Genomic DNA, 25,040 nt, shown 5'->3' on the forward strand with positions numbered 1-25,040 from the left:
TGAGTCTATTCCACTCAAGGCAGGGACGGGAGGCGCCCGGCGGTTAGGTTCGCGGGCATGACGACGACCGAGCAGGCCCCCAGAAGGAAGCACGCGCTGGACCCGGGCGTACCCGACCCCGCCTACCTGGCCTTCTGGCGGGAACGGCACCTGTGCACCCTGACGACCCTGCGCCCGGACGGCACCCCGCACGTCGTGCCGGTCGGCGTGACGTACGACCCTCAGGCGCGGCTGGCCCGGGTGATCACGAACGCGTCGAGCGCGAAGGCCCGGCATGTGCTGGCCGCGGGCGCGGAAGGGGCCCGGGTGGCGGTGTGCCAGGTGGACGGCCGCCGCTGGGCCACCCTGGAGGGCCGCGCCTTCGTCCGCACGGACCCGGCCCGGGTGTCCGAGGCGGTCCGCCGCTACGCCGAGCGCTACGAGCGCACGCCCTCCCCTAACCCGTCCCGCGTGGTGATCGAGATCGAGCTGACCCGGGCCCTGGGAAGGGGCTGATTCCGGCCATGCCGGGGTGCGGGCGGATGGCGTGCCATGGCAGGCCATGTCGGCAGATGTCCCGTAAAACTGCAGCGGCGTCACCGTGTTCAGGTCACGGTGACGCCGCTGCGGGGGGAAGCACCTGAGGCGATCTGTTACGACGGGGGAATCGCGTCAGGCACTGCGGGGGGTGGCCGAGATGGTCCGTGGGCCGGGGGAGGCCTCGGTGTCCGCCAGCCGGTGGTCTCGCTGGTCGAGGTTCACGAAGATCATTCCGTACCGGATGGCACAGCGCACCGGCTGCGGCGCCCCGCGGGGCCGGCGCAGGCATCGGTACGCTCGGACGTCGCCGTCCTCGTCACGCGTGACGACGACGGGTTCACCGAAGACGGTCACCATCAGGGAGTCACCGTTGTGGGGGAGGGCGGTGACCAGGTCGATGAAGTGCCAGCCGGAGCGGTAGGCCGTGGCCATTTCGCGGCGGAAGGAGCGGTCGTCCGGAGGAGTTGTCATGTCAGCTCCACGCCGTGTCGTCGGCGCCGGTGGGTACGTCGCCACTCCCTGCCACGTCGGCAGTCACTGACCAGGCAGTGTCCGCCCGTACGTCACCCTTCGTGCCGGAGAAGCCACCCAGAGATCCGAAGGCCACAACGGCGGAGAAGGCGGCGACAAGCACCGAGCGAAGCATTCTCATACGCATAGTCGGCTTCGTCCTCACTTGAAGGTCCCCTCTTCCCCCGTCGGATAAGACGATGGCTCATTCAGGCACGTCATGGCCACACAATCGGTGCATCATGTTCCTGCATGTTCAGGACCCTGGGGGGTGGAGTTTTGGGGACTAATCGGACTAAATCAACGCATCCCCATGCAGTGACTGAGCTTTGCGAGGAGGGCGGGCGTCTTTACGCGAACGCGCTGCGCACGGGACGCATCGCTCGCGCCGACGTGGAGTCCGCCCCTTGTCTGATGGAGTTCGCGCTGCTCCACCCCGACCCCGATGACCCGAACTGGCTCCGCCCGGTGCCTCCTTCGCTCGCCCTCGCGGAACGGCTCAACCCCATTGAACGGGAGATCACGGAGCGCAGGCGGCTTTCGGTCGAACTCGCAGACCTCTTCGAGCCCTTCATGGCGCTCAGCTCCCAGCTGCCGGCATCGTCCCACTCGATCACCGTGCTGGAGGGGCTGGACCGCATCAACGCCGCACTCGATCTGGCGACGGCGCAGTGCCAGAACGAGGTGCTCACCGTCCAGCCCAGCCACCGCCACCCGGAGCGCAGGCTCGCCGAAGCACTGGAGCGGGACAAGCCCCTGATCGAACGAGGCGTGCGCATCCGGACTCTCTATCAGCACACCGCGCGGTACAACCCGGAGAGACTCGCCTGGGTCGACCAGTTCGCGAACGGCAAGGTGGAGTACCGCACGATCGACGAACTGGTCGAACGCCTCGTCATCTGCGACGAGTCCGTCGCCTTCATCCCCATCAGCGACGACCGCCAGGTCGCCCTGGAGCTGCGCCACCCCGGCCTGGTCCGCTACCTCGTCAAGGTCTTCGAGTTCATGTGGGGCCGAGCGGTCCCCCTACAGGCCGGCACTCCCTACGAGACCGACCCCGACGGCATCACCGACATCCAGTACTCCATCGCCAAGCTCCTGGTGGAGGGACATGTCGACGAGGCCATCGCACGGCGGCTCGGCATGAACGTGCGCACCTGCCGCGCACACATCGCCAAGCTGGCCACGGCCCTGGGCAGCGGGAGCCGGGCCCAACTCGGCTTCCTCATAGCCCAGTCGGGGATTCTGGAACGGGACCACTGAATGTCGGCCGAAGGTCACACACACCGCGCGGACGAACTGTGTGAGCAGGGCCGGCAGCTCTACGCCCGAGCGCTGCGGGAGGGGGCGGTGAGTGCCCTGGCCACCGAAACCGCCCCCTGCCTGCTCGACCTCGGGCTGCTGAGCCCGGCCGTCACCGATCCCGAGCGGCTGGAGCCGGTCGCCCCGGCCCTCGCCCTGCACAGCCTGCTGCGCTCCACCGCGCAGGCCGTCGTCGGGCAACGGCACCGCGAGGCGCGGTTGATCGAGGTGTTCGAGCCCCTCATGCGGTACGGCGAGCACTCGGACGCGGCCCCGTCGGAGATCGAGTTCTTCAGTGGCCTGCCCCAGATCAACCAGGCCATCACCACCGCCATGGACGAGGCGGCCACCGAGCTTCTGTGCGTGCAGCCACACGTCAGCGGCTACACACCCCGCTACTCCCAGGCCTCCCTGCGCCGAGACCAGGACTTCCTGGACCGGGGTGGCCGGATCCGTACCCTCTACCAGCACACAGGGCGCCATCGCTCGATCATCGCCGCCCGGTACGAGCAACTTCGCGGCGACACCCAGGCCCGCACGCTCGACGAGATCACCGACCGGCTCATCCTCGTCGACCGCACGGTCGCCTTCCTGCCCGCCAACCCCGAGCGCACCATGGCCATGAAGGTCCGCATCCCGGCCCTGGTCGACTACCTGGCCACCACCTTCGACCGCCTCTGGCGCCTGGCCACCCCCATGTACCCCGAAGCCGTCCAGCAGCCCACCCTCAACGGGATCACGCCCCGGCAGAGAGCCATCGCGGCGCTGCTCGTCGAGGGGCACACGGACGCCGTGATCGCGGAACGGCTGGGGATGAACATCCGTACCGCCCGCATCCACATCGCCAAGCTCGCCGCCACCCTCGGCAGTGACAGCCGGGCCCAGCTCGGGTATCTGATCGCGCGCTCGGGCATCCTCGACCAGGAGGGAGCACTCACGTGACCCCCGCGCCCCATCCGGACCACGGTGTCGACGAGTTGTGCCCTCCCGGCACGCAGCTCTACGAGCAGGCCCTGCGGGAGGGACACCTGCACCGGGCGGACGCCGAGACGGCGGCGCCCTGTCTGATCGACCACGGGCTGCTGCATCCGGCCGTGACCGACCCGGACCGGCTGGAGCCCGTCGCCCCCGCGCTCGCGCTGCACCGGCTGTTGCGCTCCACCGCGCAGGCGATCGCCGAGCAGCGGCGGCGCGAGGCGCGGCTGGCGGAGGTGTTCGAGCCGCTCATGCGGCTGGACGGACGGCGGACGGCGCCGGCGGAGATCCCGGCCGTCACCGTGCTCAGCGGGACCGAGCGGATCAACCGGGCCATCACGGAGGCGATGACCGACGCGACGGGCGAGGTGCTGTGCGTGCAGCCGAACAGCAACTACAGCAGCTCGCGCGGGGAGCGGGCGCAGGCCGTGGCCCTCGCCCGCGATCAGGAGCTGCTGGACCGGGGGCTGCGGATCAGGACGCTGTACCAGCACACCCAGCGGCACATGCCGCTCGTCGCCGCGCGGTACGAACAGCTGCGCGGGGACGCCGAGGCGCGGACGCTGGACGAGATCACCGGCCGGCTGATCGTCGTCGACCGGGCCGTCGCCTTCATCCCCGGGGACAAGGACGGGAGCCTCGCGCTGGAGGTGCGCGTACCGGCCCTCGTCGACTATCTCGCCACCGCCTTCGACCGGTTGTGGCGGCTGGCCACGCCCATGTACCCGCAGGCCGTGCAGCAGCCCACCCTCGACGGGATCACCCCGCGGCAGCGCGCCATCGCCGCCCTGCTCGTCGAGGGGCACACGGACGCCGTCATCGCGGACCGGCTCGGCATGAACATCCGCACCGCGCGCGTCCACATCGCCAAGCTAGCCGCCACCCTCGGCAGCGACAGCCGCGCCCAGCTCGGCTACCTCATCGCACGCTCGGGGATTCTTGACCGGGAAGGCTGAGCCCGGCCGGGGCGGCGTCGGGCGCCGGGGCGTCCAGGCCGACCTGGGCGATACGGACGCCCAGTTGGGTACGGCTGGCGGCGCCCAGGGTCTCCGACAGCCGGGCGATATGGGCCCGGCAGGTGCGCACGCTGATGCCGAGCCGCTCGGCGATGACCGCGTCCTGGTGGCCCTCGGCCAGCAGCGCGGCGATGGACTGCTCGCGGTGCGAGATGCCCTCGATGCGGGGCTCCGGGATCGCCGCGGTCAGCGGGATCGCCGCCCGCCACAGCCGCTCGAAGACCGTCGCCAGATAGGCCACGAGGCCCGGATGGCGCAGCTCCAGGGCAACCGTGCGGTCGGCGTTGGCGGGGATGAAGGCGACCGTGCGGTCGAAGAGGATGAGCCGCTCGATGACCTCGTCGAGGGTGCGTGCCTCGACGGCGTCGCCCATCAACTCCAGATAGTGCAACAGGCCCTGTCCGTGCCGGGCGACATGGTTGTACAGGTCCCGCATCCGCACCCCGCGGGAGCGCAGCGCCAGCGCCCGGTGCAGGCCCTCGGTCAGTTCGTGCTCGCGCCGGATGCCGCCGGGCTGCACGGTGAGCACCTCGGACGTGCACGCGTCGGTCGCCTCGTCCAGGGCCGCCTGGATGCGGGCCGGCCCGTCCAGCACCCGGATCGCGCTGCCTTCACCGCCCGCCGCGGGCTGCCCGCCGCCGCCCAGGCCCGCGTACCGCTCCACCGCGGCCACGGCCGCGCCCACCCGCCGCTGGCTCGCGCTGACCTCGTCGTAGACGCCGCGCAGCAGCCGGGTCATGACCTCCTGGGGCGCGGTCGGCACCAGCCAGTCCATGTCGTCGGGGTCCGGGTGCAGCAGGGCCAGGTCGAGCAGGCACGGGGCCTGCGCGGCGTCCGTGCGGGTCACCCTGCCGCGCCGTACGGCCCGGGAGTACACCCGGTCGCCGATCTCGCACAGCCGGTCGGCACCATGAGGGTGCTGCTCCGTCCCGTGCCCGGCCATCGCCCATCCCACCCCCGACTCCCGCCTCTCGCAGCGCAACTATGCGCGGCCCGGACCGGCTCCCGCAACACGCCTCCCCCCGACCAGGGGTAAGAAAAGGGCAGTTGTGTCCGGTTTCTCCCGGCCCCCGCATCGTCCTCGTGCAACAAGCTGAAGGTAGCGACGTTTTGTACGCACTGTGCAAGCTGGGCGACGCACAGGTGTCAGCGCCGCACGCGAACCGGCGCACGCCGAGCGCTCGCGCCCTGCTCCTGTGCACGACAGCGCACGGCCGCGCACGGCCCCGTACGACCGAACGTGACCGTGCGTGCCACGGACCGCCGCCGGGCCGCGGAACCATCGCACCCGACGCCGGAGCCGTCACCCCCCAAAGAGCGCTGCAGAGAACCGCCGCTTGACCGGAGAGGAAGACAGACCGTGATACGTGTGGGCATCCTCGGACACAAGTCGCTGGAACGCGCGGGGGTACGGCAGGTCCTGGAGGACGACGGCAGCCTCTGGGTCGTCGGCGAGGGGCGGCCGGAACAGGCCCCGTACGTGGTACGCGGGAGCCGCCCGGACGTCCTCGTCGCCAGCCACGACAGCCCCGAGGACGCGCTGAGAGCGGTGCGTTCCCACCCCGGCCCGGGGCCGGCGCGCATCGTGCTGGTGAGCCGCTTATCGGAGCAGGCCACTCGCCTGCTGTTACGCCATGACGTGCGCGGCATCCTGCTGCGCGCCGACACCGTCCGTCATCTGCCCTGGGCGGTACGGGCCGCGGCGGCCGGCAGCGTCGCCCTCGCCCCGGCCCCCGCCGCAACCCTGGTGGACACCTTCGTACGGCCCGGACGGTTCGCCGAGGAGGCGGCGGCCGCGCGGACGCTGCTGAACGCCCTCAGCCGCCGTGAGCGGGAGATCCTGGAGCTGCTCGCCGAAGGCGCGTCCAACGCGGCGGTGGCCGGCCGGCTGGGCATCAGCGGGCACACCGTGAAGGACCACATCCGCGCCATCTACGCCAAGCTGGGCGTGCGCAACCGCATCCAGGCCGCCCGTGTCCTGTGGCAGGCCCAGGCGCAGGCACAGGGCCAGGCGCGCCCGCCGGACCTCCCGGCCGCCGCGCTGGAGCACCCCGACGCCCGGGAGTACGCGACGACCCGGCCGTGACCGGGTCGGCCGGCCCTACTTGAGGCCGATCTCGTCGCAGTCGTCCGCGAGCTTGGCCGTGCAGATGTCGGACACCTTGTAGATACCGTCGGCCACGACCGTCTCGGCGATGTTCTCCTGCGTCAGCGCGACCACGCTGACGAGCTGCGCCGGGATGTCCTCGTTGGTGGGGCTGTCGACCTTGTCGCGCGTGAGGGCGTCGAACTGGATGTCACGGCCCTGGACCCGGGCGACGGCCATCTCGGCCGCGGCCTCGGCCTCGGCCGGGTAGGACTTGTACACGCTCATGTACTGGTCGCCGGAGACGACCCGCTGCACGGCGTCCAGTTCGGCGTCCTGGCCGGTGATGGGCGGCAGCTTGGTGACGCCCGCCGCCTCCAGGGCCTTGATGATGCCGCCGGCCATGGCGTCGTTGGCGGAGTAGACAGCGACGATGTTGTCCGCGCCGATCGCCTCGATCGCCTCGGCCATGTTGGCCTCGGCGTTCTTCGGGTCCCAGTCCTCGGTGTCGTAGGTCTTGGCGATCGTCACCTTGCCGGTGAGCTCCGCCAGGGCGCCGTCCTTGAACTGCTTGGCGTTCGGGTCGGTCGGCGAGCCGTTCATCATGACGATCTTGTCGGACGAGTCGGCATTGGGCAGGGCGTCCAGCAGGGTACGGCCCTGCACCTCGCCGACCAGCTCGTTGTCGAAGGAGATGTACGCGTCGATCGGGCCCTCGGCCAGCCGGTCGTAGGCGATGACCGGGATGCCGGCGTCCTTGGCGCGCTGCACGGCTCCCGCGATCGCCTTGGCGTCGACGGCGTCCAGCAGGATGACGTCGACACCGTCGGCGACCATCTTCTCGAGCTGGCCCTCCTGCTTGTCCGCGTCCTGCTCGGCGTTGGCGTAGGTCACCTTGCCCTGGTTACGGGTGAGAGAGGCGACCTTGTCCCGGATGATGGGGTAGTCGAACTTCTCGTACCGGGAGTTCTTCTTCTCCGGCAGCAGCAGACCCACCGTGATGTCGTTGCCCTTCGTCGGGCTCGCGCCACCGCCGTCCCCCGTGGCTCCGAGCACGCCGCAGCCGGCGAGGGAGAGGGTCAGCGTGGACGCGACCACGGATATGGCGATACGACGCATTCGGGGGCTCACTTCATTGCGTTGCGGACATGGGCGCTACATCACGCCCAGGTGACTGAAAAGACAACGCGGCACGGCACTGCAGCGTCAAGGCTTATCACTTAACGAGATGACAACATCACATTCCGTTCAGTACGTGAAGACACAGCGAAACACCTGCACAACCAGTCACAACTCCCCTGCACAACCAATCCCTTTCTCCACGAGTCGTGATCACGACAGCTGTTCTGAGAGAGGACCCCATGTACCGACCCAGACGCTCCACCGCCGCCGCCGCGACCGCGGTGGTGCTGGCCACCACCGGCGGTCTGCTGGCCGTCGTCGCCGCGCCCGCCTCCGCCTCCACCGGCTGCGCCGCGCCGGAGTTCACCCGGGAGGTCTTCGCGAACACCGCCTTCTCCGGCACCCCGCAGAGCACCGACTGTGACGACGCTGTCGACGAGGACTGGGGCCGGGGCGCCCCGGCGGGCCTGCGGCGCAACCATTTCGGCGTCCGCTGGACCCTGACGCGCGACTTCGGCTCCGGCGGCCCCTTCGCCCTCACCGCCTCCGGCCAGGACGGCATCCGCGTCTACCTCGACGGCGAGCGCCGGATCGACCTGTGGAAGGACACCCGCTCCACGGTCTCCGGCACGGTCGACCTGAACGTCCCCGCGGGCGAGCACACCCTCCGCGTCGACTACGTCAACTGGACCGGCCCCGCGAGCGTCAAGTTCGCCTACACCCCGGCGACTTCGCCGGGCACCGACCGGGTCACGCCGCTCGCGCCGACCGGGACGGTCTCGTCGTACGACGAGACGTCGGGCCGCGCCGGACTGACCTGGGCGCCGAACCGGGAGATGGACCTCGCCGGCTACCGCGTCTACCGGCGCGACCCGGGCGCGGCCGAGGCCGCCCTGGTCAGCGGCCCCGCCCTGCTGACCGAGACGTCGTTCGCGGAGGAACTTCCGGCCACGGGAGCCTCGTACGCCTATGAGGTGCGGGCCGTGGACCGGGCCGGCAACGAGTCGGCGGGCAGCACCGCCGCGGCCGTCACCACCGCCGACCGGACCGCCCCGAACCTGACGGCTCCGATCGCCGGCCACGACAACTGGACGGGCGTCGGCCTGGAGTGGGGCAGCGACCCGGACGCCGTGTCGTACGGCGTGGAGCGGGCCTCCTCCCCCACCGGCGAGTTCACCAGGATCGCCACGGTCGACACGCCCGCCTACCGCGACGCGACGGCGCCCTACGGCGAGACCTCGTACTACCGCGTCACCGCCGCCGACGCCGCCGGGAACACCGCCACCTCCCCGGTGCTGGAGTTCAGCCGCCCGCTCGCGGTGCCGCACCTGGACGGCGTACGCAGCGCCGCCGACGGCATCGAGGTCTCCTGGACCTCGCCCGCGAACGGCCCCGACGCGTTCCGTGTCTACCGCTGGGCCGGCTCCGGCACGCCCGAGCCGGTCACCTGCGCGCCCGCCCTGATCAGCGTCCCGGACGACCCGCACCCGCGGTACGCCTGCACCGACACCACCGCCGAGGTCGGCACGGCGTACTCCTACCGCGTCCACACGGTCGACGCCCAGGGCCGTGAGTCCGAGGCCTCGCAGACGGGCAGCACCACCCGCGCCGACGCCACCCCGCCGCCGGCCGTGACCGGCCTCGCCCTCACGGGCACCGAGTACGGCACGGTCCTGCGCTGGGACGCGAGCCCCGCCGCCGACCTCGCCGCGTACGACGTCTACCGGGTCCTGCAGGAGTACCCCGGCATGCCCCCGACCGGCACGCCCGAGCGCATCGCCACCGTCGCCCCGGGCACCACCGAGTACGCCGACGTCCAGGTCGTCGACGACCAGTCCTGGACGTACTACGTCGACGCGGTGGACGTGGACGGCAACTCCCTGGCCGCACAGGGGGATTGGGCGGCGGTCGCCCATGAGGAGATCAACGAGTACTACCTCTACCCGACCTGGAACCCGGGCTACACCTACGACCGGACCCTGACGGTCTCGGCGAACACCTCAGGCCAGGCCGAGCTGGAGTGGTCCTGCTCCTCCGGCACCTGCGAGGCGGCCGGCTTCAACGTCCGCCGCTGGGACCGCGCCACCGAGGACTGGGTCCTGGTGACCCAGCGGCCCCTGTCCGCGGGCACCTCGACGTGGACCGACCCGGACACCCTGCGCGGCACTACGAGCCACTACGTCGTCTCGGCCGTGGCCGCGGACGGTTCGGAGACCTACACCCGCTGGGAGTCGGTCGCGACACCGCCCGCCTGACCTGCGGAATTCGGTCTTCCGGCGCTGTTGCGAAGCAGTGACGATGTACCGATGGATCAAGGATGAAAGAAGAGTGAAGATAGGTGCACCGCAGGCCGCCGGGGGGACTCGGAAGAATCCGAGAGCCGGTCGCTGGCGGGGCACCTCATCTCTCGTCTCTGCCTCATCTGTTGATTCCCTGGGGGACTCCACCATGTCCGCTCGTCTCGCCGCCGCCATCCTCGTCGCCTCCCTCGCCGGTTCCGCCTTCCTCCCGGCGACCGCGATCGCCGCCGAGGGGACGAGCACCAAGCCGCTGACGATGACGCTCGGCGCGCCCGTCCCGGACAGCACGGTCAAGCGCGGTGGCGAGACCCGGACGATGACCCTCACGGTCACCAACTCCTCCGACACGGCACAGGACTTCCAGGCCGCGCTGAACGGCGAGGCCGACGGCCCGAGCCCGATGCTGAACGACTCGGTCGTCTTCGACGTCGCCGCGCTCGACGCCCCGGCCACCAAGTCCCGGGTGGGCCGCCAGGACGGCCAGTGGCAGGGCCTGTTCTTCCCGGCCTCCGGGGACGCCTCCGGCTCCTTCTCCGTCCCGGCCCACGAGGAGTTCACCTGGAAGGTGACCTTCGGTCTCGGCGCCAAGTACCCCACCAACGACGGTGACTTCACGCTCACCGCGCAGAGCCTGCGCAGCAACGTCACCGCCGACCCGGCCCGCAACACCGTGGTGTTCAAGACGGACCCGGCGATCAAGCCCGGCACGATCGACGTGCGGCTGGACCCGACGGCCGGTGTCCGGCTGCACCCGGGTGAGCGCGCTCCGATGTCGCTGACCACCCGCACCACCGGTCCGGGCGAGTTCCCCGACGACATCGACCGCGGCCTGGTGGTCGACGCCCTGCCGGGCATGGACTTCGCCCTGGAGGCCGAGATCGACGGCAAGACCGTGCAGATGCTGGAGTCCAGCCCGAACCACTTCGAGCTGCCCCCGCTCGCGAAGGGCTTCAACACCGGCGGGGACACCGACTCCCTGAAGCTGTTCCTCTCGCTGGACGAGGACTCCGAGGTCGAGAAGGAGACCTGGGTGCGGCTGCACGCGCTGCACTTCATGGAGGGTGAGCTGTTCATCGACTCCCTGGCCGACGCCAAGGTCCTGCCCGCCCAGGCCGCCACCGGCTCGCCGTCCGCGACGCCGTCCACGCAGCCGTCGGCCACCCCGTCCGCCACTCCGTCGGCGTCCGCCTCCGCCGGCTCCACCGCGACCCCGGCCGCCTCCGCGTCCACCACCGCCGCGGCCGGCACGAGCGGCGGCACCTCCGGCTCCGCGACCGCCTCCGGCTCGCTCGCCTCCACCGGCTCCGGTGCCGGCCTGTACGCCACCGTCGCGGGCGTCCTGCTCGCCGTCGGCTTCGGTGTCGCCGCGCTCGGCAAGCGCCGCCGCCGCGCCACCACCGTCTGACCGCCCGTACGGGAAGGGCCCGGAGGTTCACTCGAACCTCCGGGCCCTTCCCGTATGTCGGGGAACGTCAGTCCCCCGGCTGCCGCTTCGGCCGCCACACCACCAGCGCGCTGGTCTGCTGCACCTCCTGGTACGGCACCAGATCGCGCCGGTACGAGGCGTGCACCGCGGCCTCGCGCTGGCGCATGGCCGCCGCCGCCCCGTCGAGGGCGTCCTGCATTTCGGCGACCCGGGCCTGGAGCGCGGCGACCTGGTTCTCCAGTTCGATGATCCGCTTGATGCCGGCCAGGTTGATGCCCTCGTCCTGCGACAGCTGCTGCACCTGGCGGAGCAGCTCGATGTCACGGGCCGAGTAGCGGCGGCCCCGCCCGGCCGTGCGGTCCGGGGAGACCAGGCCGAGGCGGTCGTACTGGCGCAGCGTCTGCGGGTGCAGGCCAGACAGCTGAGCCGCCACCGAGATGACGTAGACCGGGGTCTCGTCGGTCAACTCATAGGGTGAGAAACCCCCGCGGGGGCGGGGACGACGGCCGTCCATCCGACTCAGGCTCCCTTCGCGGCCTCGAACAGCTCCGCCCGCGGGTCGACCTCGCCCGCGGTCGCCTCGCGATACGCCTGGAGCGCGTCACGAGCCTTCTCCGACAACTCCGCCGGGACACTCACCTCGACGGTGATCAGCAGATCGCCGCGGGTGCCGTCCTTGCGGACCGCGCCCTTGCCGCGGGCCCGCATGGTGCGGCCGTTGGGGGTGCCCGGCGGCAGCTTCAGGGTGACGGCCGGGCCGCCCAGGGTGGGCACCCGGACCTCGCCGCCGAGCGCCGCCTCGGGATACGTCACCGGCACGGTCACGGTCAGGTTGTCGCCCTTGCGGCCGAAGACGGGGTGCTCGCCGACATGGACGACGACATAGAGGTCGCCGGCCGGGCCGCCGCGCTCCCCGGGCGCGCCCTTGCCGCGCAGCCGGATCCGCTGGCCGTCGGAGACTCCGGCGGGGATGCGGACCTGCATGGTGCGCGAGGACTTGGCGCGGCCGCTGCCCATGCAGACGTCGCAGGGGTTCTCCGCGATCAGACCGCGGCCCTTGCAGTCGGGGCAGGGGTCGGTGAGGGAGAAGCCGCCGCCCGAGCCCCTGGCCACCTGGCCGGTGCCGACGCAGGTCGGGCACACGCGCGGCGTGCCGTTCTTGTCGCCGGTGCCGGAGCAGGCCTTGCAGGGGGCCTGGGAGGACATCCGCAGCGGGACGGTCGCGCCCTCGATGGCCTCGGTGAAGCTCAGCGTGACCTCGGACTCGATGTCCTGGCCGCGCTTGGGCTGGGTGCGGGTGCCGGCGGCACCGCCCCGGTTGAACAGTCCCCCGAGGACGTCGCCGAAGCCACCGCCGAAGCCACCGGCTCCCCCGCCCTGGGCGCCGCCTCCGAAGAGGTCGCCCAGGTCGAAGTTGAACGAGCCGGCGCCCGCGCCCGGACCCGGGCGGAAGCCGCCGTTGCCGAAGAGCGCGCGGGCGTCGTCGTACTCCTTGCGCTTCTTGGGGTCGCCGAGGACGTCGTTCGCCTCGGAGATCTCCTTGAACCGCTCCTCGGCCTTGGCGTTGCCCTTGTTGGCGTCCGGGTGGAACTCGCGGGCGAGCTTCCGGTACGCCTTCTTGATCTCGGCCTCGGTGGCGTCCTTGGGGACGCCGAGGACCTTGTAGTAGTCCTTCTCGATGAAGTCCTTGGTGCTCATCCCCGACGTCCCTCCTTTCCGGTCACTTGGGATCCGGTCCCATGGGATCCGGTCCCACGGGATTCGTCAGCCCTCTTCAGAGCTGTCGTCCTTCTCGTCGCCGGCCGGCTTCTCGTCGGCCCCTTCGGCCTTGACCGTCTGCGCGCCCGGCTGCGGCTCGGCGACCGCCACCCGCGCGGGGCGGATGGTGCGCTCTCCGATGCGATACCCCGGCTGGAGGATCGCGACGCAGGTCGTCTCCGTGACGTCCGGCGCGTAGGAGTGCATCAGGGCCTCGTGGATCGTCGGGTCGAAGGGCTCGCCCTCCTTGCCGAACTGCTGCAGGCCCATCTTCGCGGCGACGGTCTCCAGCGACTCCGCGACGGACTTGAAGCCGCCGACGAGCTCGCCGTGCTCCCGCGCGCGGCCGATGTCGTCGAGCACCGGCAGAAGCTCGGTCAGGAGGTTCGCGATGGCGATCTCCTTGACCGCGATCCGGTCACGCTCGACGCGGCGGCGGTAGTTCTGGTACTCGGCCTGGAGCCGCTGGAGGTCCGCGGTGCGCTCACCGAGCGCCGTGCGGACCTGGTCCAGCTGGGCGACCAGACCGGCGTCTGCTGCTCCGTCCCCGGCCGGGGCCGCCCCCTCCTCCGAAGAGGGGGAGGCGGCCTTCGGCTCGGCGTCGTCAGGGGTGGCGCCGGAGGGGACGTCGGGCTTCTCCTCGAAGCCCGGGGTCTCCTCCGTCACGCGGCACCGTCCTTGCGCTCGTCGTCGACGATCTCGGCGTCGACGACATCGTCGTCGGCCTTGGGCTGCTCGGCGCCGGGCGCGTCACCCGCGGCCTGCGCGGCCTGGGCGTCGGCGTACAGGGCCTGGCCCAGCTTCTGGGAGACGGCCGCGACCTTCTCCGTGGCGGTGCGGATCTCAGCCGTGTCCTCGCCCTTGAGGGTCTCCTTCAGCTCGGAGAGCGCCTCCTCGACCTCGGCCTTGACGTCGCCCGGGACCTTGTCCTCGTTGTCCTTGAGGAACTTCTCGGTCTGGTAGACGAGCTGCTCGCCCTGGTTGCGGGTCTCGGCGGCCTCGCGGCGCTTGTGGTCCTCCTCCGCGTAGCGCTCGGCCTCCTCGCGCATGCGGTCGACCTCGTCCTTCGGCAGCGAGGAGCCGCCGGTGACGGTCATCTTCTGCTCCTTGCCCGTGCCCAGGTCCTTCGCGGTCACGTGCATGATGCCGTTGGCGTCGATGTCGAAGGAGACCTCGATCTGCGGGACGCCGCGCGGCGCCGGGGGCAGACCGGTCAGCTCGAACATGCCGAGCTTCTTGTTGTACGCCGCGATCTCGCGCTCGCCCTGGTAGACCTGGATCTGCACCGACGGCTGGTTGTCCTCGGCCGTCGTGAAGATCTCGGACCGCTTGGTCGGGATCGTGGTGTTGCGCTCGATGAGCTTGGTCATGATGCCGCCCTTGGTCTCGATACCGAGGGACAGCGGGGTCACGTCGAGGAGCAGGACGTCCTTGACCTCACCCTTGAGGACACCGGCCTGGAGCGAGGCGCCGATGGCGACGACCTCGTCCGGGTTCACACCCTTGTTGGCCTCCTTGCCGCCGGTCAGCTCCTTGACGAGCTCGGCGACGGCGGGCATACGGGTGGAGCCGCCGACGAGGACGACGTGGTCGATCTCGCCGAGGGCGATGCCGGCGTCCTTGATGACGTTGTGGAACGGCGTCTTGCAGCGCTCCAGCAGGTCCGCGGTCAGCTGCTGGAACTGGGCGCGGGTGAGCTTCTCGTCGAGGTGCAGGGGGCCCTCGGCGGAGGCGGTGATGTAGGGCAGGTTGATCGAGGTCTCGGTGGAGGAGGACAGCTCGATCTTGGCCTTCTCGGCGGCCTCGCGGAGGCGCTGGAGGGCCATCTTGTCCTTGGACAGGTCCACGCCGTGGCCGGACTGGAACTGCTTGACCAGGTAGTCGACGACGCGCTGGTCCCAGTCGTCACCACCGAGGTGGTTGTCGCCGTTGGTGGCCTTCACCTCGACGACGCCGTCGCCGATCTCCAGCAGGGACACGTCGAAGGTGCCGCCACCGAGGTCGAAGACGAGGATCGTCTGGTCGTCCTTGTCGAGGCCGTACGCCAGCGCCGCGGCGGTCGGCTCGTTGACGATGCGCAGGACGTTCAGGCCCGCGATCTCGCCGGCCTCCTTCGTCGCCTGACGCTCGGAGTCGTTGAAGTACGCCGGGACGGTGATGACCGCGTCGGTCACCTTCTCGCCCAGGTAGGCCTCGGCGTCGCGCTTCAGCTTCTGGAGAATGAAGGCGGAGATCTGCTGCGGGTTGAAGGGCTTCCCGTCGAGCTCGATCTTCCAGTCGGTGCCCATGTGACGCTTCACGGAACGGATGGTCCGGTCCACGTTGGTCACCGCCTGGCGCTTGGCGACCTCACCGACCAGCACCTCGCCGTTCTTGGCGAAGGCGACGACGGACGGCGTGGTCCTGGCACCCTCGGCGTTGGTGATGACGGTGGGCTCGCCGCCTTCGAGAACGCTGACGACGGAGTTAGTCGTGCCCAGGTCGATGCCGACCGCACGTGCCATGGTTGATTCCTCCAGCTGACTTGAGTGGAACGGACTCAAGTGTGCATGACCCGTCCCGCCCGGTCAACAGACCTGAGCCGAGCAGACTCAACTCTTATCCGTTCCTTACACGCAACTGCCCTGTGACCTGCGGCGATGCCCGCCGATGTGACGCGGAAGACGTCAACAGAAGCAGCGCGAGTACGACGCCCAGCACCCCGCCGGCCACCCAGAACAGGGCCGTCGCCCCCAGGGAGCCGGTGTGCACGAGGACCCCGACGGACACGCTCGCGGCGGCCGAGGTGCCCAGCACGACGCTCACTCCGCGCGGGGCGAGCCCGAGCCGGCGCAGCCGGTGCGCGAGATGGTCGGGGCCGCCGCGCAGCAGGGCCCGCCCGGCCAGCCGCCGCGCCGCCACCACCAGCAGCACGTCCGCGACGGCCGGCGCCCCCAGGGCGAGCAGCACCCCGGCGGAGACGGCCGGATCGTGCCCCGCGCGCGTGAGGACGGCCGCCCCGCCGAGCAGGAACCCGGCGAACAGCGAGCCGCACGCCCCGAGCGCGATCCGCGCGGGCCGCCGGCCCTGCATCAGGAACCCGCCCATCGCGGCCGCGAGCACGCTCATCAGCACCGCGAGCCCGTCCAGCACCTCCACGGCCGCGCACACCCCGACCCCGAGGGCGGTCACCACCCCGGCCGTGCCGACCAGCCCGTCGGCGTGGTCCAGCGCCCGGAAGCCGACCGTGACGACGACGACCCACAGCGCCGCGAGGACCCCGCCCGCCACGCCGGTGATCTCGTACGGCACGACGCACGCGGCCGCCACCGCCGTACCGGCGAGGAGGAAGCGGGTGCGCAGCCGCCAGATGTCGGCGGCCAACCCGAGCGCGGCCACCGCCGCACCGGCCACGAGCAGGCGTCTCGTCTCGGCGTCCAGCGGGGCGGCCCCGAGGAGCTCCCCGGTCCAGGCGACCGCGCCGGCCGTGACGGCGACGGCCACGCCGCCGAGCAGCGGCACGGCCCGGGTGCGGCGGCGCCGGTCGACCAGGCCGGCTCTGAGCGCAGGGGTGCGCAGCAGGGCCGCCAGGAGGGCGGCGGACAGCAGGGCGGCGGTGGCCGCGGCGGTCCCATAGAGCACGGCACTGAGAGGCACGGCACCAAGTTAAGGCGAATGTCATGATTTGGTACGAATGGCGCATCGAGTCGGCGTGCCGTCGCCGCGCGTCACTGAGGGGTGCCTCAGCGACGCAGATCACCGAGCGCCTGACTACAGTGCGACAAGGGATACGGGTAGTCTCAGAGGACTGCATAAGTTACCGCTTAGTAATCTCACCGAACCTCACCGAAGAACCCCTCGCAGGCCCGAGGAGCCCCGAAATGCAACTCGCCGCGATCATCGTGTCGATGGTCCTGATGGCGGTCGGCGTCGCCCTGTTCGGCCGTGCCGTCCTTCAGATCTTCCGCTTCGTGATGCTCGGCCAGCCGCTCCCGGCCGGTGCGAGGACCAACGACCCCGTGCTGCGCACGATCACCGTGGCCAAGGAGTTCCTCGGCCACACCCGGATGAACCGCTGGGGCATCGTCGGCATCGCGCACTGGTTCGTGGCGATCGGCTTCTACACGCTGCTGCTGACCATCGTGAACGCCGTCGGCCAGCTCTTCCAGGCCGACTGGCTGCTGCCGGTCATCGGCGAGTGGGCGCCGTACAACGTCTTCGTCGAGTTCATCGGCACCATGACGGTCGTCGGCATCCTCGTGCTGATCGCGATCCGCCAGCTGTCCCGGCCGGACCGCCCGGGCCGCAAGTCCCGGTTCGCGGGCTCCAACACGGGCCAGGCGTACTTCGTCGAGACGATCATCCTGATCGTCGGCGTCTGCATCTTCATGCTGCACGCGCTCGAGGGCGCGCAGCACCACGTCGACGGCTACGAGGCCTCGTTCTTCATCTCGTACCCGGTCGTCTCGGCGCTGGAGGGGATGGACCTGTCCACCCTCCAGAACCTCACCTACCTGTTCGCGGGCCTGAAGATCGCGGCGTCCTTCATCTGGATGATCACGGTCTCGCTGAAGACCGACATGGGTGTGGCCTGGCACCGCTTCCTCGGCTTCCCGAACATCTGGTTCAAGCGCAACGCCGACGGTGAGACCTCGCTGGGCGCCCTGCTGCCGATGACCTCCGGCGGCAAGCCGATCGATTTCGCCGACCCGGGCGACGACGACGTCTTCGGTGTCTCCCAGGTCGAGCAGTTCTCCTGGAAGGGCATCCTCGACTTCTCCACCTGCACCGAGTGCGGCCGCTGCCAGTCGCAGTGCCCCGCCTGGAACACGGGCAAGCCGCTCTCCCCGAAGCTGCTGATCATGTCGCTGCGCGACCACGCCCACGCCAAGGCGCCGTACCTGCTCGCGGGCGGCGGCAAGACGATGGAGGGCGAGGAGAAGGCGTCCGAGGAGCAGCTCGCCAAGGTGCCCGCGGCGGCGCTGGCCGAGGCCGAGCGCCCGCTGATCGGCACCGCCGAGGAGAACGGCGTCATCGACCCGGACGTCCTGTGGTCCTGCACCACCTGCGGCGCCTGCGTCGAGCAGTGCCCGGTGGACATCGAGCACATCGACCACATCGTCGACATGCGCCGCTACCAGGTGATGATCGAGTCCGCGTTCCCGTCCGAGGCGGGCACGATGCTCAAGAACCTGGAGAAGAAGGGCAACCCCTGGGGCCTGGCCAAGAAGCAGCGCCTGGAGTGGCTGAAGGAAGTCGACTTCGAGGTGCCGGTCGTCGGCAAGGACATCGAGGACCTCTCCGAGGTCGAGTACCTCTACTGGGTCGGCTGCGCCGGCGCCCTGGAGGACCGCGCGAAGAAGACCACCAAGGCCTTCGCCGAGCTGCTGCACATCGCGGGCGTCAAGTTCGCGATCATGGGCGGCGACGAGAAGTGCACCGGTGACTCCGCCCGCCGCCTCGGCAACGAGCCCCTGTTCCAGGAGCTCGGCATGGAGAACGTCATGTCCCTCAACGCCGCCTTCGGCGAGGAGATGGACGAGGACGGCAAGGTCGTGCCCGAGTCGGCGAAGCCGAAGTCGGCCAAGAAGATCGTCGCCACCTGCCCGCACTGCCTCAACACGCTCGGCAACGAGTACCCGCAGCTCGGCGGCGACTACGAGGTCATCCACCACACCCAGCTGCTCCAGCACCTCGTCGACGAGGGCAAGCTGGTCCCGGTGACCCCGGTCGAGGGCATCATCACCTACCACGACCCCTGCTACCTGGGCCGCCACAACAAGATCTACACGCCTCCGCGCGAGATCATCGCCGCCGTCCCGGGCGTGCGCAACGAGGAGATGCACCGCCACAAGGAGCGCGGCTTCTGCTGCGGCGCCGGCGGCGCGCGCATGTGGATGGAAGAGCGCATCGGCAAGCGCATCAACAACGAGCGCGTCGACGAGGCCCTGTCCGTGAACCCGGACATCGTCTCCACCGCCTGCCCCTTCTGCCTCGTCATGCTGACCGACTCGGTCAACGGCAAGAAGAACGAGGGCAAGGCCAAGGAGTCCATCCAGGTCGTCGACGTCGCCCAGCTCCTGCTGGACTCGGTCAAGACCCCGGTCGACCCGGAGGACTCGACGGAGTCGGAGAGCGAGAACGAGCCGGAGCCGGTGAAGTAACCCGTACGGCCTTTTCGACGCCCCCTGCCCTCGACGGGCGGGGGGCGTCGGCGTTCGGGGGCGTCGCCCCAGGGGCGCGGGGCTGTATCGATATGCGGCTCCGCCGCGTGGGCGCGAGCAACCCACGACGGCCCGCAGCCCGAGGACGTCGGCAACCACCCCCCACCGTCCCGGCCCTGGGCTGTCGCCCCCTGCGAACGCATGCTTCACTACTGAGTCGTTGTCGACGGTGCGGACAAGGTGGACGGTGCCGATGCGAACCCCCGGGACGGGCATGGCGGCCGTCGGCTGTCTCCTGCTGCTGGCCGCGTGCGGGCCCACGGCCGACGACGCCGAGCCGGCACGGGAGAGCGCTTCCCTGAAGGCCGCCCAGGCCCCCGCCAAGCTCCCCGTCCCCCGCGGCAAGGGCAGCAAGACCGCGGACGACTTCAACGGCGACGGCCGGCGCGACCTCGTCCTCAACGACCTGGTCAAGGCGCAGGCGCACAGCGACGACGCCGGCATCGGCATCGTCTACGGCGGCCCGCAGGGCCTCACCCCGGGCGCCCGGCAGCTGCTGAGCCCGGCACGCAACGCCGCCCCGACCGACGGCGAGCTGCCCAACGTGTTCGACGCCGAGGCGAGCTGCGACCTGGACGCGGACGGCTTCACCGACCTGGTCGTCTCCACCGACCCGCCCTTCGACGGGCAGGGACAGCCTCCGGTGCCGCTGCAGATCCTCTTCGGCTCGCCCCAGGGGCTGACCGGCAAGGCCGTCAAGCTCGTCATCCCCGCGGCCGCGCGCGCCGGGAACGACTGGCCCGACCAGCCCGTGTGCGGCGACTTCGACGGCGACGACTCCCATGACCTCGTCGTCCACGCCTCGGACCGGCAACTGAGCTTCCTGCGCGGCCCCTTCACCCGCAAGGGCGCCCCGCGTGCGGCCGGGGCACCGCTGCCCTCGCCCGGCAACCTGCCCACTGGTCCGGTCGCCGACGTCGACCGCGACGGCTACGACGACCTGGTCGTCCGGGCCGCCGAGGGCCCCGCCACGGCCACGCTCGTCCTCGGCGGCCCCACCGGCCCCGCCCGCACCGGCGCGGCCCTGCCCCGGGGCCTCGACGTGGCCCTGGGCCGTCTCGGCCGCGGCGCCGACCTGGACGCGGCCGTCGGCGGTGTCGCCGAGACGTCCCTGCGCTACGACCTGCCGGCCGCCGACCCCGGCACCCTCGACGCGGGCGGCTCCCTCCTGGACACGGCCGACTTCGACGGCGACGGGCTGAGCGAACTCGTCTCCAGCGGCTCGGGAATCCGCGTCTTCCACGGCCGTACGACGGGACCCTCGCCCGAGGACCTGTTCACCGTCGAGGCCACCGCCCACGGCACCTCGCGGGTCCTCGCGGCGGCGGACTTCGACGGGGACGGGCTCGCCGACCTGGCGGTACGGACGTATCTCGGCGAGACGAAGGACACCGTCGCCGTGTACGCGGGGGTCGAGGGAGGCGTGATCGCGACCACGCCGGCGGTGACGTTCTCGACGGACGACTTCCTGGGCGACTGAAACCCCACGGGTCTCTCGAACTGCCGTACAACCCTTTGCCCTTCGCGTGTGTCTCCTGGTCGCAGATCTTCAGGAGGCCTCACGCATGCACAAGCACCTGCGCACCACCCTCGCGGCCACGGCCGCCGCCGCGCTGACGGGTGGGCTGCTCACCCTCGCGGCGACGCCGGCCACGGCCGCCGACTCCATGCACGTCCCGCAGGCCGACTTCAACGGCGACGGCATCGGGGACGTGGGCTTCTCGGTCTGGGGCGCCTACGTCAACGGCAAGGCGCGCGCCGGTCAGTTCGTCGTCCTGTACGGCACCACCGGCGGGGTCTCCTCCGCCAAGCGGTCGGTGATCAGCCAGAACTCGACGGGCACCCCGGACGCCGCCGAGGCCGGCGACGGCTTCGGCTCCGAGCACGCCTACGCCGACTTCAACAACGACGGCTACGACGACGTCGCCGTCTCCGCCCCCTGGGAGGACGTCAGCGGCGACGCGGACAGCGGCACCGTGACCGTGCTGTGGGGCTCTCCCTCCGGCATCACCGGCCGGGGCGTCCTGGTCCCCAACCCGGCCCCCTCGGCGAACGACCAGTGGGGCAAGAACCTCACCGCCGGAGACTTCGACGGCGACGGCAAGGCGGACCTCGCGGTCGGTAACACCTCCAACGTGGTGCAGGTCTACCGGGGCGGCATCACCTCCACCGGAACCGCCGGACGCGCCCGCAACTCCTTCAGGGCCCCGATCCTGTCCGGCGGCACGGCCCGCGGCCCGAAGAACCTCACCGCGGGTGACGTCAACGGCGACAAGCGCACCGACCTGATCGTCGACGGCTACGAGACCACGTCCGAGTACGGCTGGAACCACAACTACTACATCCCCGGCACCGCGAGCGGCCTGGACGCCTACGCCGCCCAGTCCCTGCGCCCCGGCGTGATCACCGGGATCGGCGACATCAACGGCGACGGCTACGGCGACATCGTCAGCGGCTGGGAGTACGAGACGCGCCTGTCGGACGGCACGCCGATCCCGTACTCCGGCAAGGGCGGCAAGGTCTGGATCACCTACGGCTCGGCCTCCGGCCCCGGCACCGTCACCGGCATCACCCAGGACAGCGCGGGCGTCCCGGACGCCGCCGAAACCGACGACTGGTTCGGTTCCGATCTCGACCTCGGCGACGTCAACCACGACGGCTTCCAGGACCTGGCCATCGCCTCGGCGGGCGAGAACGCCGGTGACGACGCCGACACCGGCGCGGTCACCGTCCTCTACGGCTCCCAGTCCGGCCTGCGCACCACCGGCGCCCAGCTGTTCACGCAGAACACCGCGGGCGTGCCCGGCGAGAACGAGGACAAGGACTACTTCGGCTACGACGTCAAGCTCGACGACGTCACCGGCGACGGCCGCGCCGACCTGATCGTCAGCTCCGCCGAGAACGCCGGCGACGGCACGGTGACCTTCCTCCGCTCGGGCGGGGCGAAGATCACGACGACGGGCGCGCGGGTCGTCACCCCGTACGCCGCCGGGGTGTCCCTCGCGGGCAAGCCGATGTTCGGCGCCAACATGGCGGACTGAGCGGCCTGTCCCCTACGGGGAGGCGTCGGTGGCCCCGTAGGGGATGTCACAGCTCGGCAGCAAAGCCGGGCCCGGAGGGCCGGGCCCGGCACGTCACTCTCCGGGACCAGGTACGTTCGAAGGCGTGGCTGGATTCAGGAACGGACGCAACGGTCGGGACGACCGCGCCCCGCACGCGCGACCGCAACACCCCCCGCACGGACGGCAGGCGCCGCAGGGACCGTCGTACGGCTACCCGTCGGCTCCGCAGCCGTACCCGCACCCGCAGGCGCGGCAGCAGCCGCCGGGGGGCGGCGGGAGCTGGGGCGGCGACGGCGAGCCGGAGTACTTCGGCGGTAGCGGCGGCGGTCAGGGGCAGGGACAGGGACAGGGACAGGGCGATCCCTATGGCGCGCCCCCGCACGACCCGTACGCGGCGAACAACCCGGGTCACACCCAGGCGTTCTCGATCGACGACCACGCCCAGTACAACCAGGGTGAGACCTATCACGCGGGTGCCACGCCGCCGTCGGGCCCGATCGGCCCCCGGCTGCACTGGAAGGCGCTGCTGCGCGGCATCGTCCTGGAGCCGAGCCAGACCTTCCTGCGGATGCGCGACTACACGATGTGGGGCCCGGCCCTCGTCGTGACCTTCCTGTACGGGCTGCTCGCCGTCTTCGGCTTCGACGGCGCCCGCGAGGACGCGATCAACGCCACCCTGTCCAACGCGGTGCCGATCGTCCTGACCACGGCCGTCGCCATGGTGGTGTCGGCCTTCGTCCTGGGCGTCGTCACCCACACCCTGGCCCGCCAGCTCGGCGGCGACGGCGCCTGGCAGCCGACGGTCGGCCTCTCCATGCTGATCATGTCCCTCACGGACGCCCCGCGCCTGCTGGTCGCCATGTTCGCCGGCGGTGACGCCTCCTTCGTCCAGATCCTCGGCTGGGCCACCTGGGTCGCGGCGGGCGCCCTGCTGACCCTCATGGTCAGCCGCTCCCACGACCTGCCCTGGCCCAAGGCCCTGGGCGCCTCCTCGATCCAGCTGATCGCCCTGCTGTCGATCGTGAAGCTGGGCACGTTCTGAGGGACGCAGGACATGAGAAAGGGGGCTCCCGAGGGAGCCCCCTTTCGCTTCTGTCCGCTCAGGCGTCGAGGACCTGGCCGGCGCGCTTGACGACGGGCGGTTCGACGGACCAGGCTGACTTGACTCTATGACGGTAGTAGTCTGGCCCTGCTCAGGAGGCAGGGGAGGCCCGATCTTGGCACACAGGGTGGGGATCTACACCCGCATCTCGCGGGACGACGAAGGCGACGCCCTCGGTGTCGCGCGCCAGCAGCAGGACTGCGAGCGTCTGGCGGATCTTCGGTCGTGGCAGGCCGTGAAGGTCTACGAGGACAACGACGTGTCCGCGTTCAAGCGCAACGTCGTGCGCGACGAGTTCGAGCTGATGCTGAAGGATCTCCGCGCCGGACTCATCGACGGCATCGTGGCGTACGACCTGGACCGGCTGGCTCGACAGCCGAGGGACCTTGAACGCCTCATCGAGATCTACGACGAGCGCCCCCGGCTGACGTTCGCCACCGTCACGAACGACCTCAACATCGGTACGGCGGACGGTCGCACCATGGCGCGCATCATGGTCGCCTTCGCCAACAAGTCGTCGCACGACGCCTCACGCCGCATCAAGCGGAAGCACTTGGAGTTGGCCCAGCAGGGCAAGGACAGCGGCGGGCCGGCGCCGTACGGATGGCGCAAGGACGACCGCACCAAGGTCGACCCGGAGGCAGCCAAGGCCATTCGCGAAGCTCAACGCGAGATCCTCGCCGGCGTGCGCATCGGCACCATCCGCACGAGGTGGCAGGAGCAGGGCTTGGGCAACCCCCGCGAGGGCACCAAGCGCATGGCGCACCACCACGTTGAGCACATCCTGACGAACCCTCGCTTGGTCGGCTATCGGACCTATCACGGCGAGATCCTGCGCGGCGACGACGGTCGGCCTGTTATGGGCGAGTGGGAACCGATCAACACCCTTGAGGAGTGGGAAGCGGTCTGCGCGGCTGTCGCCGAGCGCAAGCAGAAGCAGCCCGGCAGGTCTCTCGCGCGGAAGTACCTACTCTCGGGCATCGCGCGCTGTGGGCTTTGCAAGGCCAAGATCCGAGGCCAGGTCAACCACAAGTGGAAGCCGGGATCAAAGGCCGCGAGGTTCACGTACCAGTGTTCCGTGGTCAACGGCGGCTGCGGCAAGGTCGGGCGGGTCGGTGATCCAGTCGACCAGCTCATAGCGCTACTGGTGTTGGAAGAGCAGCGGTCGCGTGCGGCAGTGACAGCCGTTCCCGTAGAACAACGTTGGGCGCGCGAAGCCGAGTTGGAGCAGGTCAACGAGGACATTGCACAACTTGTGGACGCTGAGCGCTCCAAACAGATCACGGTGGCCACTCTCCTGCAGCTCTTGCCGTCCAAGGAGCGGCTGCGCGACGAACTGCGGCTGGAGCGGGCGCGGTTCTACAAGGAGCAGAAGCAGGCTGAAGCCAAGGGGGACACGGCCAATCTGACCGTAGAGGAGTTCTTCAGCCTGCCGATCGAGCGCCAACAGGAGATCGTGTTGCACAGCCTCTCAGCCGTGATCATCCATCCGGCCGGCCGAGGAAGCCGCAAGTTCGACCCCAGCCTGATCGAACCGGTATGGCGATGACGATCAGGCCCGCCCATGCAACACAAGGGCACGCCGTACCCACTCCTCATCGCGTTCAGGTGCCCGACGAAGGTGCTTCCTGATCCATTCTTCGGTCGTCATCACCTCGG

Annotated in this window: 20 protein-coding genes; 12 read left to right on the forward strand and 8 right to left on the reverse strand. The window is 70.6% G+C overall.

Annotated features, from left to right (window positions below; translation table 11 throughout):
* The first annotated feature begins 57 nt into the window (after nt 1-57).
* The gene (locus tag RKD23_RS17795) at nt 58-495 is read left to right on the forward strand and encodes a pyridoxamine 5'-phosphate oxidase family protein (protein WP_424854555.1); all 438 of its coding nucleotides are present in this window, start codon (nt 58-60) and stop codon (nt 493-495) included.
* Nucleotides 496-651: 156 nt separating this feature from the next.
* Here RKD23_RS17795 and RKD23_RS17800 read toward each other — a convergent pair whose 3' ends face one another.
* Nucleotides 652-990: a hypothetical protein gene (locus tag RKD23_RS17800; RefSeq protein ID WP_399643313.1), complete on the reverse strand. Its 339-nt coding sequence runs from the start codon at nt 988-990 to the stop codon at nt 652-654.
* A gap of 291 nt (nt 991-1,281) precedes the next feature.
* On the opposite strand from RKD23_RS17800, the gene RKD23_RS17805 reads away from it, so the two are divergent.
* The 3 genes from RKD23_RS17805 to RKD23_RS17815 are packed head-to-tail and all read left to right on the forward strand — an operon-like array spanning nt 1,282 to nt 4,262.
* Nucleotides 1,282-2,292, forward strand: coding sequence for a helix-turn-helix transcriptional regulator (locus RKD23_RS17805; RefSeq protein WP_424854556.1), 1,011 nt, complete (start codon nt 1,282-1,284; stop codon nt 2,290-2,292).
* Entirely contained in the window at nt 2,293-3,273 is a 981-nt protein-coding gene (locus RKD23_RS17810; RefSeq protein WP_424854557.1) for a response regulator transcription factor, read from the forward strand.
* Nucleotides 3,270-4,262 carry a LuxR C-terminal-related transcriptional regulator gene (locus tag RKD23_RS17815; protein WP_424854558.1) on the forward strand — a complete coding sequence of 331 codons (993 nt, stop codon included), beginning with the start codon at nt 3,270-3,272 and terminating at the stop codon, nt 4,260-4,262. Before RKD23_RS17810 ends, RKD23_RS17815 begins: the two co-directional genes overlap by 4 nt.
* On the opposite strand, the gene RKD23_RS17820 is transcribed toward RKD23_RS17815, so the two are convergent.
* Nucleotides 4,225-5,265 carry a LuxR C-terminal-related transcriptional regulator gene (locus RKD23_RS17820; RefSeq protein WP_424854559.1) on the reverse strand — a complete coding sequence of 347 codons (1,041 nt, stop codon included), beginning with the start codon at nt 5,263-5,265 and terminating at the stop codon, nt 4,225-4,227. The genes RKD23_RS17815 and RKD23_RS17820 overlap by 38 nt on opposite strands.
* 426 nt (nt 5,266-5,691) lie before the next feature.
* Here RKD23_RS17820 and RKD23_RS17825 point away from each other — a divergent pair, with 426 nt between their 5' ends.
* Complete coding sequence (locus tag RKD23_RS17825; RefSeq protein ID WP_424854560.1) at nt 5,692-6,408, forward strand: helix-turn-helix transcriptional regulator; 717 nt, start codon at nt 5,692-5,694, stop codon at nt 6,406-6,408.
* Between the two features lie 15 nt (nt 6,409-6,423).
* On the opposite strand, the gene RKD23_RS17830 is transcribed toward RKD23_RS17825, so the two are convergent.
* Nucleotides 6,424-7,527, reverse strand: coding sequence for a sugar ABC transporter substrate-binding protein (locus tag RKD23_RS17830; RefSeq protein WP_424854561.1), 1,104 nt, complete (start codon nt 7,525-7,527; stop codon nt 6,424-6,426).
* A gap of 242 nt (nt 7,528-7,769) precedes the next feature.
* Between RKD23_RS17830 and RKD23_RS17835 the strand changes: the two genes are divergently transcribed.
* Both RKD23_RS17835 and RKD23_RS17840 read left to right on the forward strand, forming a co-directional pair.
* Nucleotides 7,770-9,785 carry a PA14 domain-containing protein gene (locus RKD23_RS17835; RefSeq protein WP_424854562.1) on the forward strand — a complete coding sequence of 672 codons (2,016 nt, stop codon included), beginning with the start codon at nt 7,770-7,772 and terminating at the stop codon, nt 9,783-9,785.
* Nucleotides 9,786-9,978: 193 nt separating this feature from the next.
* Nucleotides 9,979-11,235: a hypothetical protein gene (locus RKD23_RS17840; RefSeq protein ID WP_424854563.1), complete on the forward strand. Its 1,257-nt coding sequence runs from the start codon at nt 9,979-9,981 to the stop codon at nt 11,233-11,235.
* A gap of 67 nt (nt 11,236-11,302) precedes the next feature.
* Here RKD23_RS17840 and RKD23_RS17845 read toward each other — a convergent pair whose 3' ends face one another.
* From RKD23_RS17845 to RKD23_RS17865, 5 genes are all read right to left on the reverse strand, one after another.
* The gene (locus RKD23_RS17845; RefSeq protein ID WP_404037493.1) at nt 11,303-11,770 is read right to left on the reverse strand and encodes a heat shock protein transcriptional repressor HspR; all 468 of its coding nucleotides are present in this window, start codon (nt 11,768-11,770) and stop codon (nt 11,303-11,305) included.
* A gap of 5 nt (nt 11,771-11,775) precedes the next feature.
* Nucleotides 11,776-12,954 carry a molecular chaperone DnaJ gene (dnaJ, locus tag RKD23_RS17850; protein WP_424854564.1) on the reverse strand — a complete coding sequence of 393 codons (1,179 nt, stop codon included), beginning with the start codon at nt 12,952-12,954 and terminating at the stop codon, nt 11,776-11,778.
* A 66-nt stretch (nt 12,955-13,020) separates the two neighbouring features.
* Entirely contained in the window at nt 13,021-13,680 is a 660-nt protein-coding gene (gene grpE, locus RKD23_RS17855; RefSeq protein ID WP_424854565.1) for a nucleotide exchange factor GrpE, read from the reverse strand.
* A complete protein-coding gene (dnaK, locus tag RKD23_RS17860) occupies nt 13,677-15,518 on the reverse strand; it encodes a molecular chaperone DnaK (protein WP_424854566.1) in 1,842 nt (613 codons plus the stop codon). Before dnaK ends, grpE begins: the two co-directional genes overlap by 4 nt.
* A gap of 94 nt (nt 15,519-15,612) precedes the next feature.
* Nucleotides 15,613-16,635, reverse strand: a complete 1,023-nt coding sequence (locus RKD23_RS17865; RefSeq protein WP_424858266.1) for an MraY family glycosyltransferase — start codon at nt 16,633-16,635, stop codon at nt 15,613-15,615.
* Between the two features lie 239 nt (nt 16,636-16,874).
* Between RKD23_RS17865 and RKD23_RS17870 the strand changes: the two genes are divergently transcribed.
* The 5 genes from RKD23_RS17870 (at nt 16,875) to RKD23_RS17890 (ending at nt 24,930) form a co-directional block, all read left to right on the forward strand.
* A complete protein-coding gene (locus RKD23_RS17870; protein ID WP_424854567.1) occupies nt 16,875-19,157 on the forward strand; it encodes a heterodisulfide reductase-related iron-sulfur binding cluster in 2,283 nt (760 codons plus the stop codon).
* 253 nt (nt 19,158-19,410) lie between these two features.
* Complete coding sequence (locus RKD23_RS17875; protein ID WP_424854568.1) at nt 19,411-20,697, forward strand: FG-GAP repeat domain-containing protein; 1,287 nt, start codon at nt 19,411-19,413, stop codon at nt 20,695-20,697.
* A gap of 85 nt (nt 20,698-20,782) precedes the next feature.
* Nucleotides 20,783-22,258 carry a VCBS repeat-containing protein gene (locus tag RKD23_RS17880; RefSeq protein WP_424854569.1) on the forward strand — a complete coding sequence of 492 codons (1,476 nt, stop codon included), beginning with the start codon at nt 20,783-20,785 and terminating at the stop codon, nt 22,256-22,258.
* Between the two features lie 43 nt (nt 22,259-22,301).
* Nucleotides 22,302-23,321 (forward strand): YIP1 family protein, encoded by a 1,020-nt coding sequence (locus RKD23_RS17885; RefSeq protein WP_424854570.1) that lies wholly within the window; start codon nt 22,302-22,304, stop codon nt 23,319-23,321.
* Nucleotides 23,322-23,508: 187 nt separating this feature from the next.
* Nucleotides 23,509-24,930 (forward strand): recombinase family protein, encoded by a 1,422-nt coding sequence (locus RKD23_RS17890; protein WP_424854571.1) that lies wholly within the window; start codon nt 23,509-23,511, stop codon nt 24,928-24,930.
* The last annotated feature ends 110 nt before the right edge of the window (nt 24,931-25,040 follow it).

It is taken from the genome of Streptomyces sp. SAI-170 (assembly GCF_049739565.1).
In the GTDB taxonomy this organism is placed as follows: domain Bacteria; phylum Actinomycetota; class Actinomycetes; order Streptomycetales; family Streptomycetaceae; genus Streptomyces.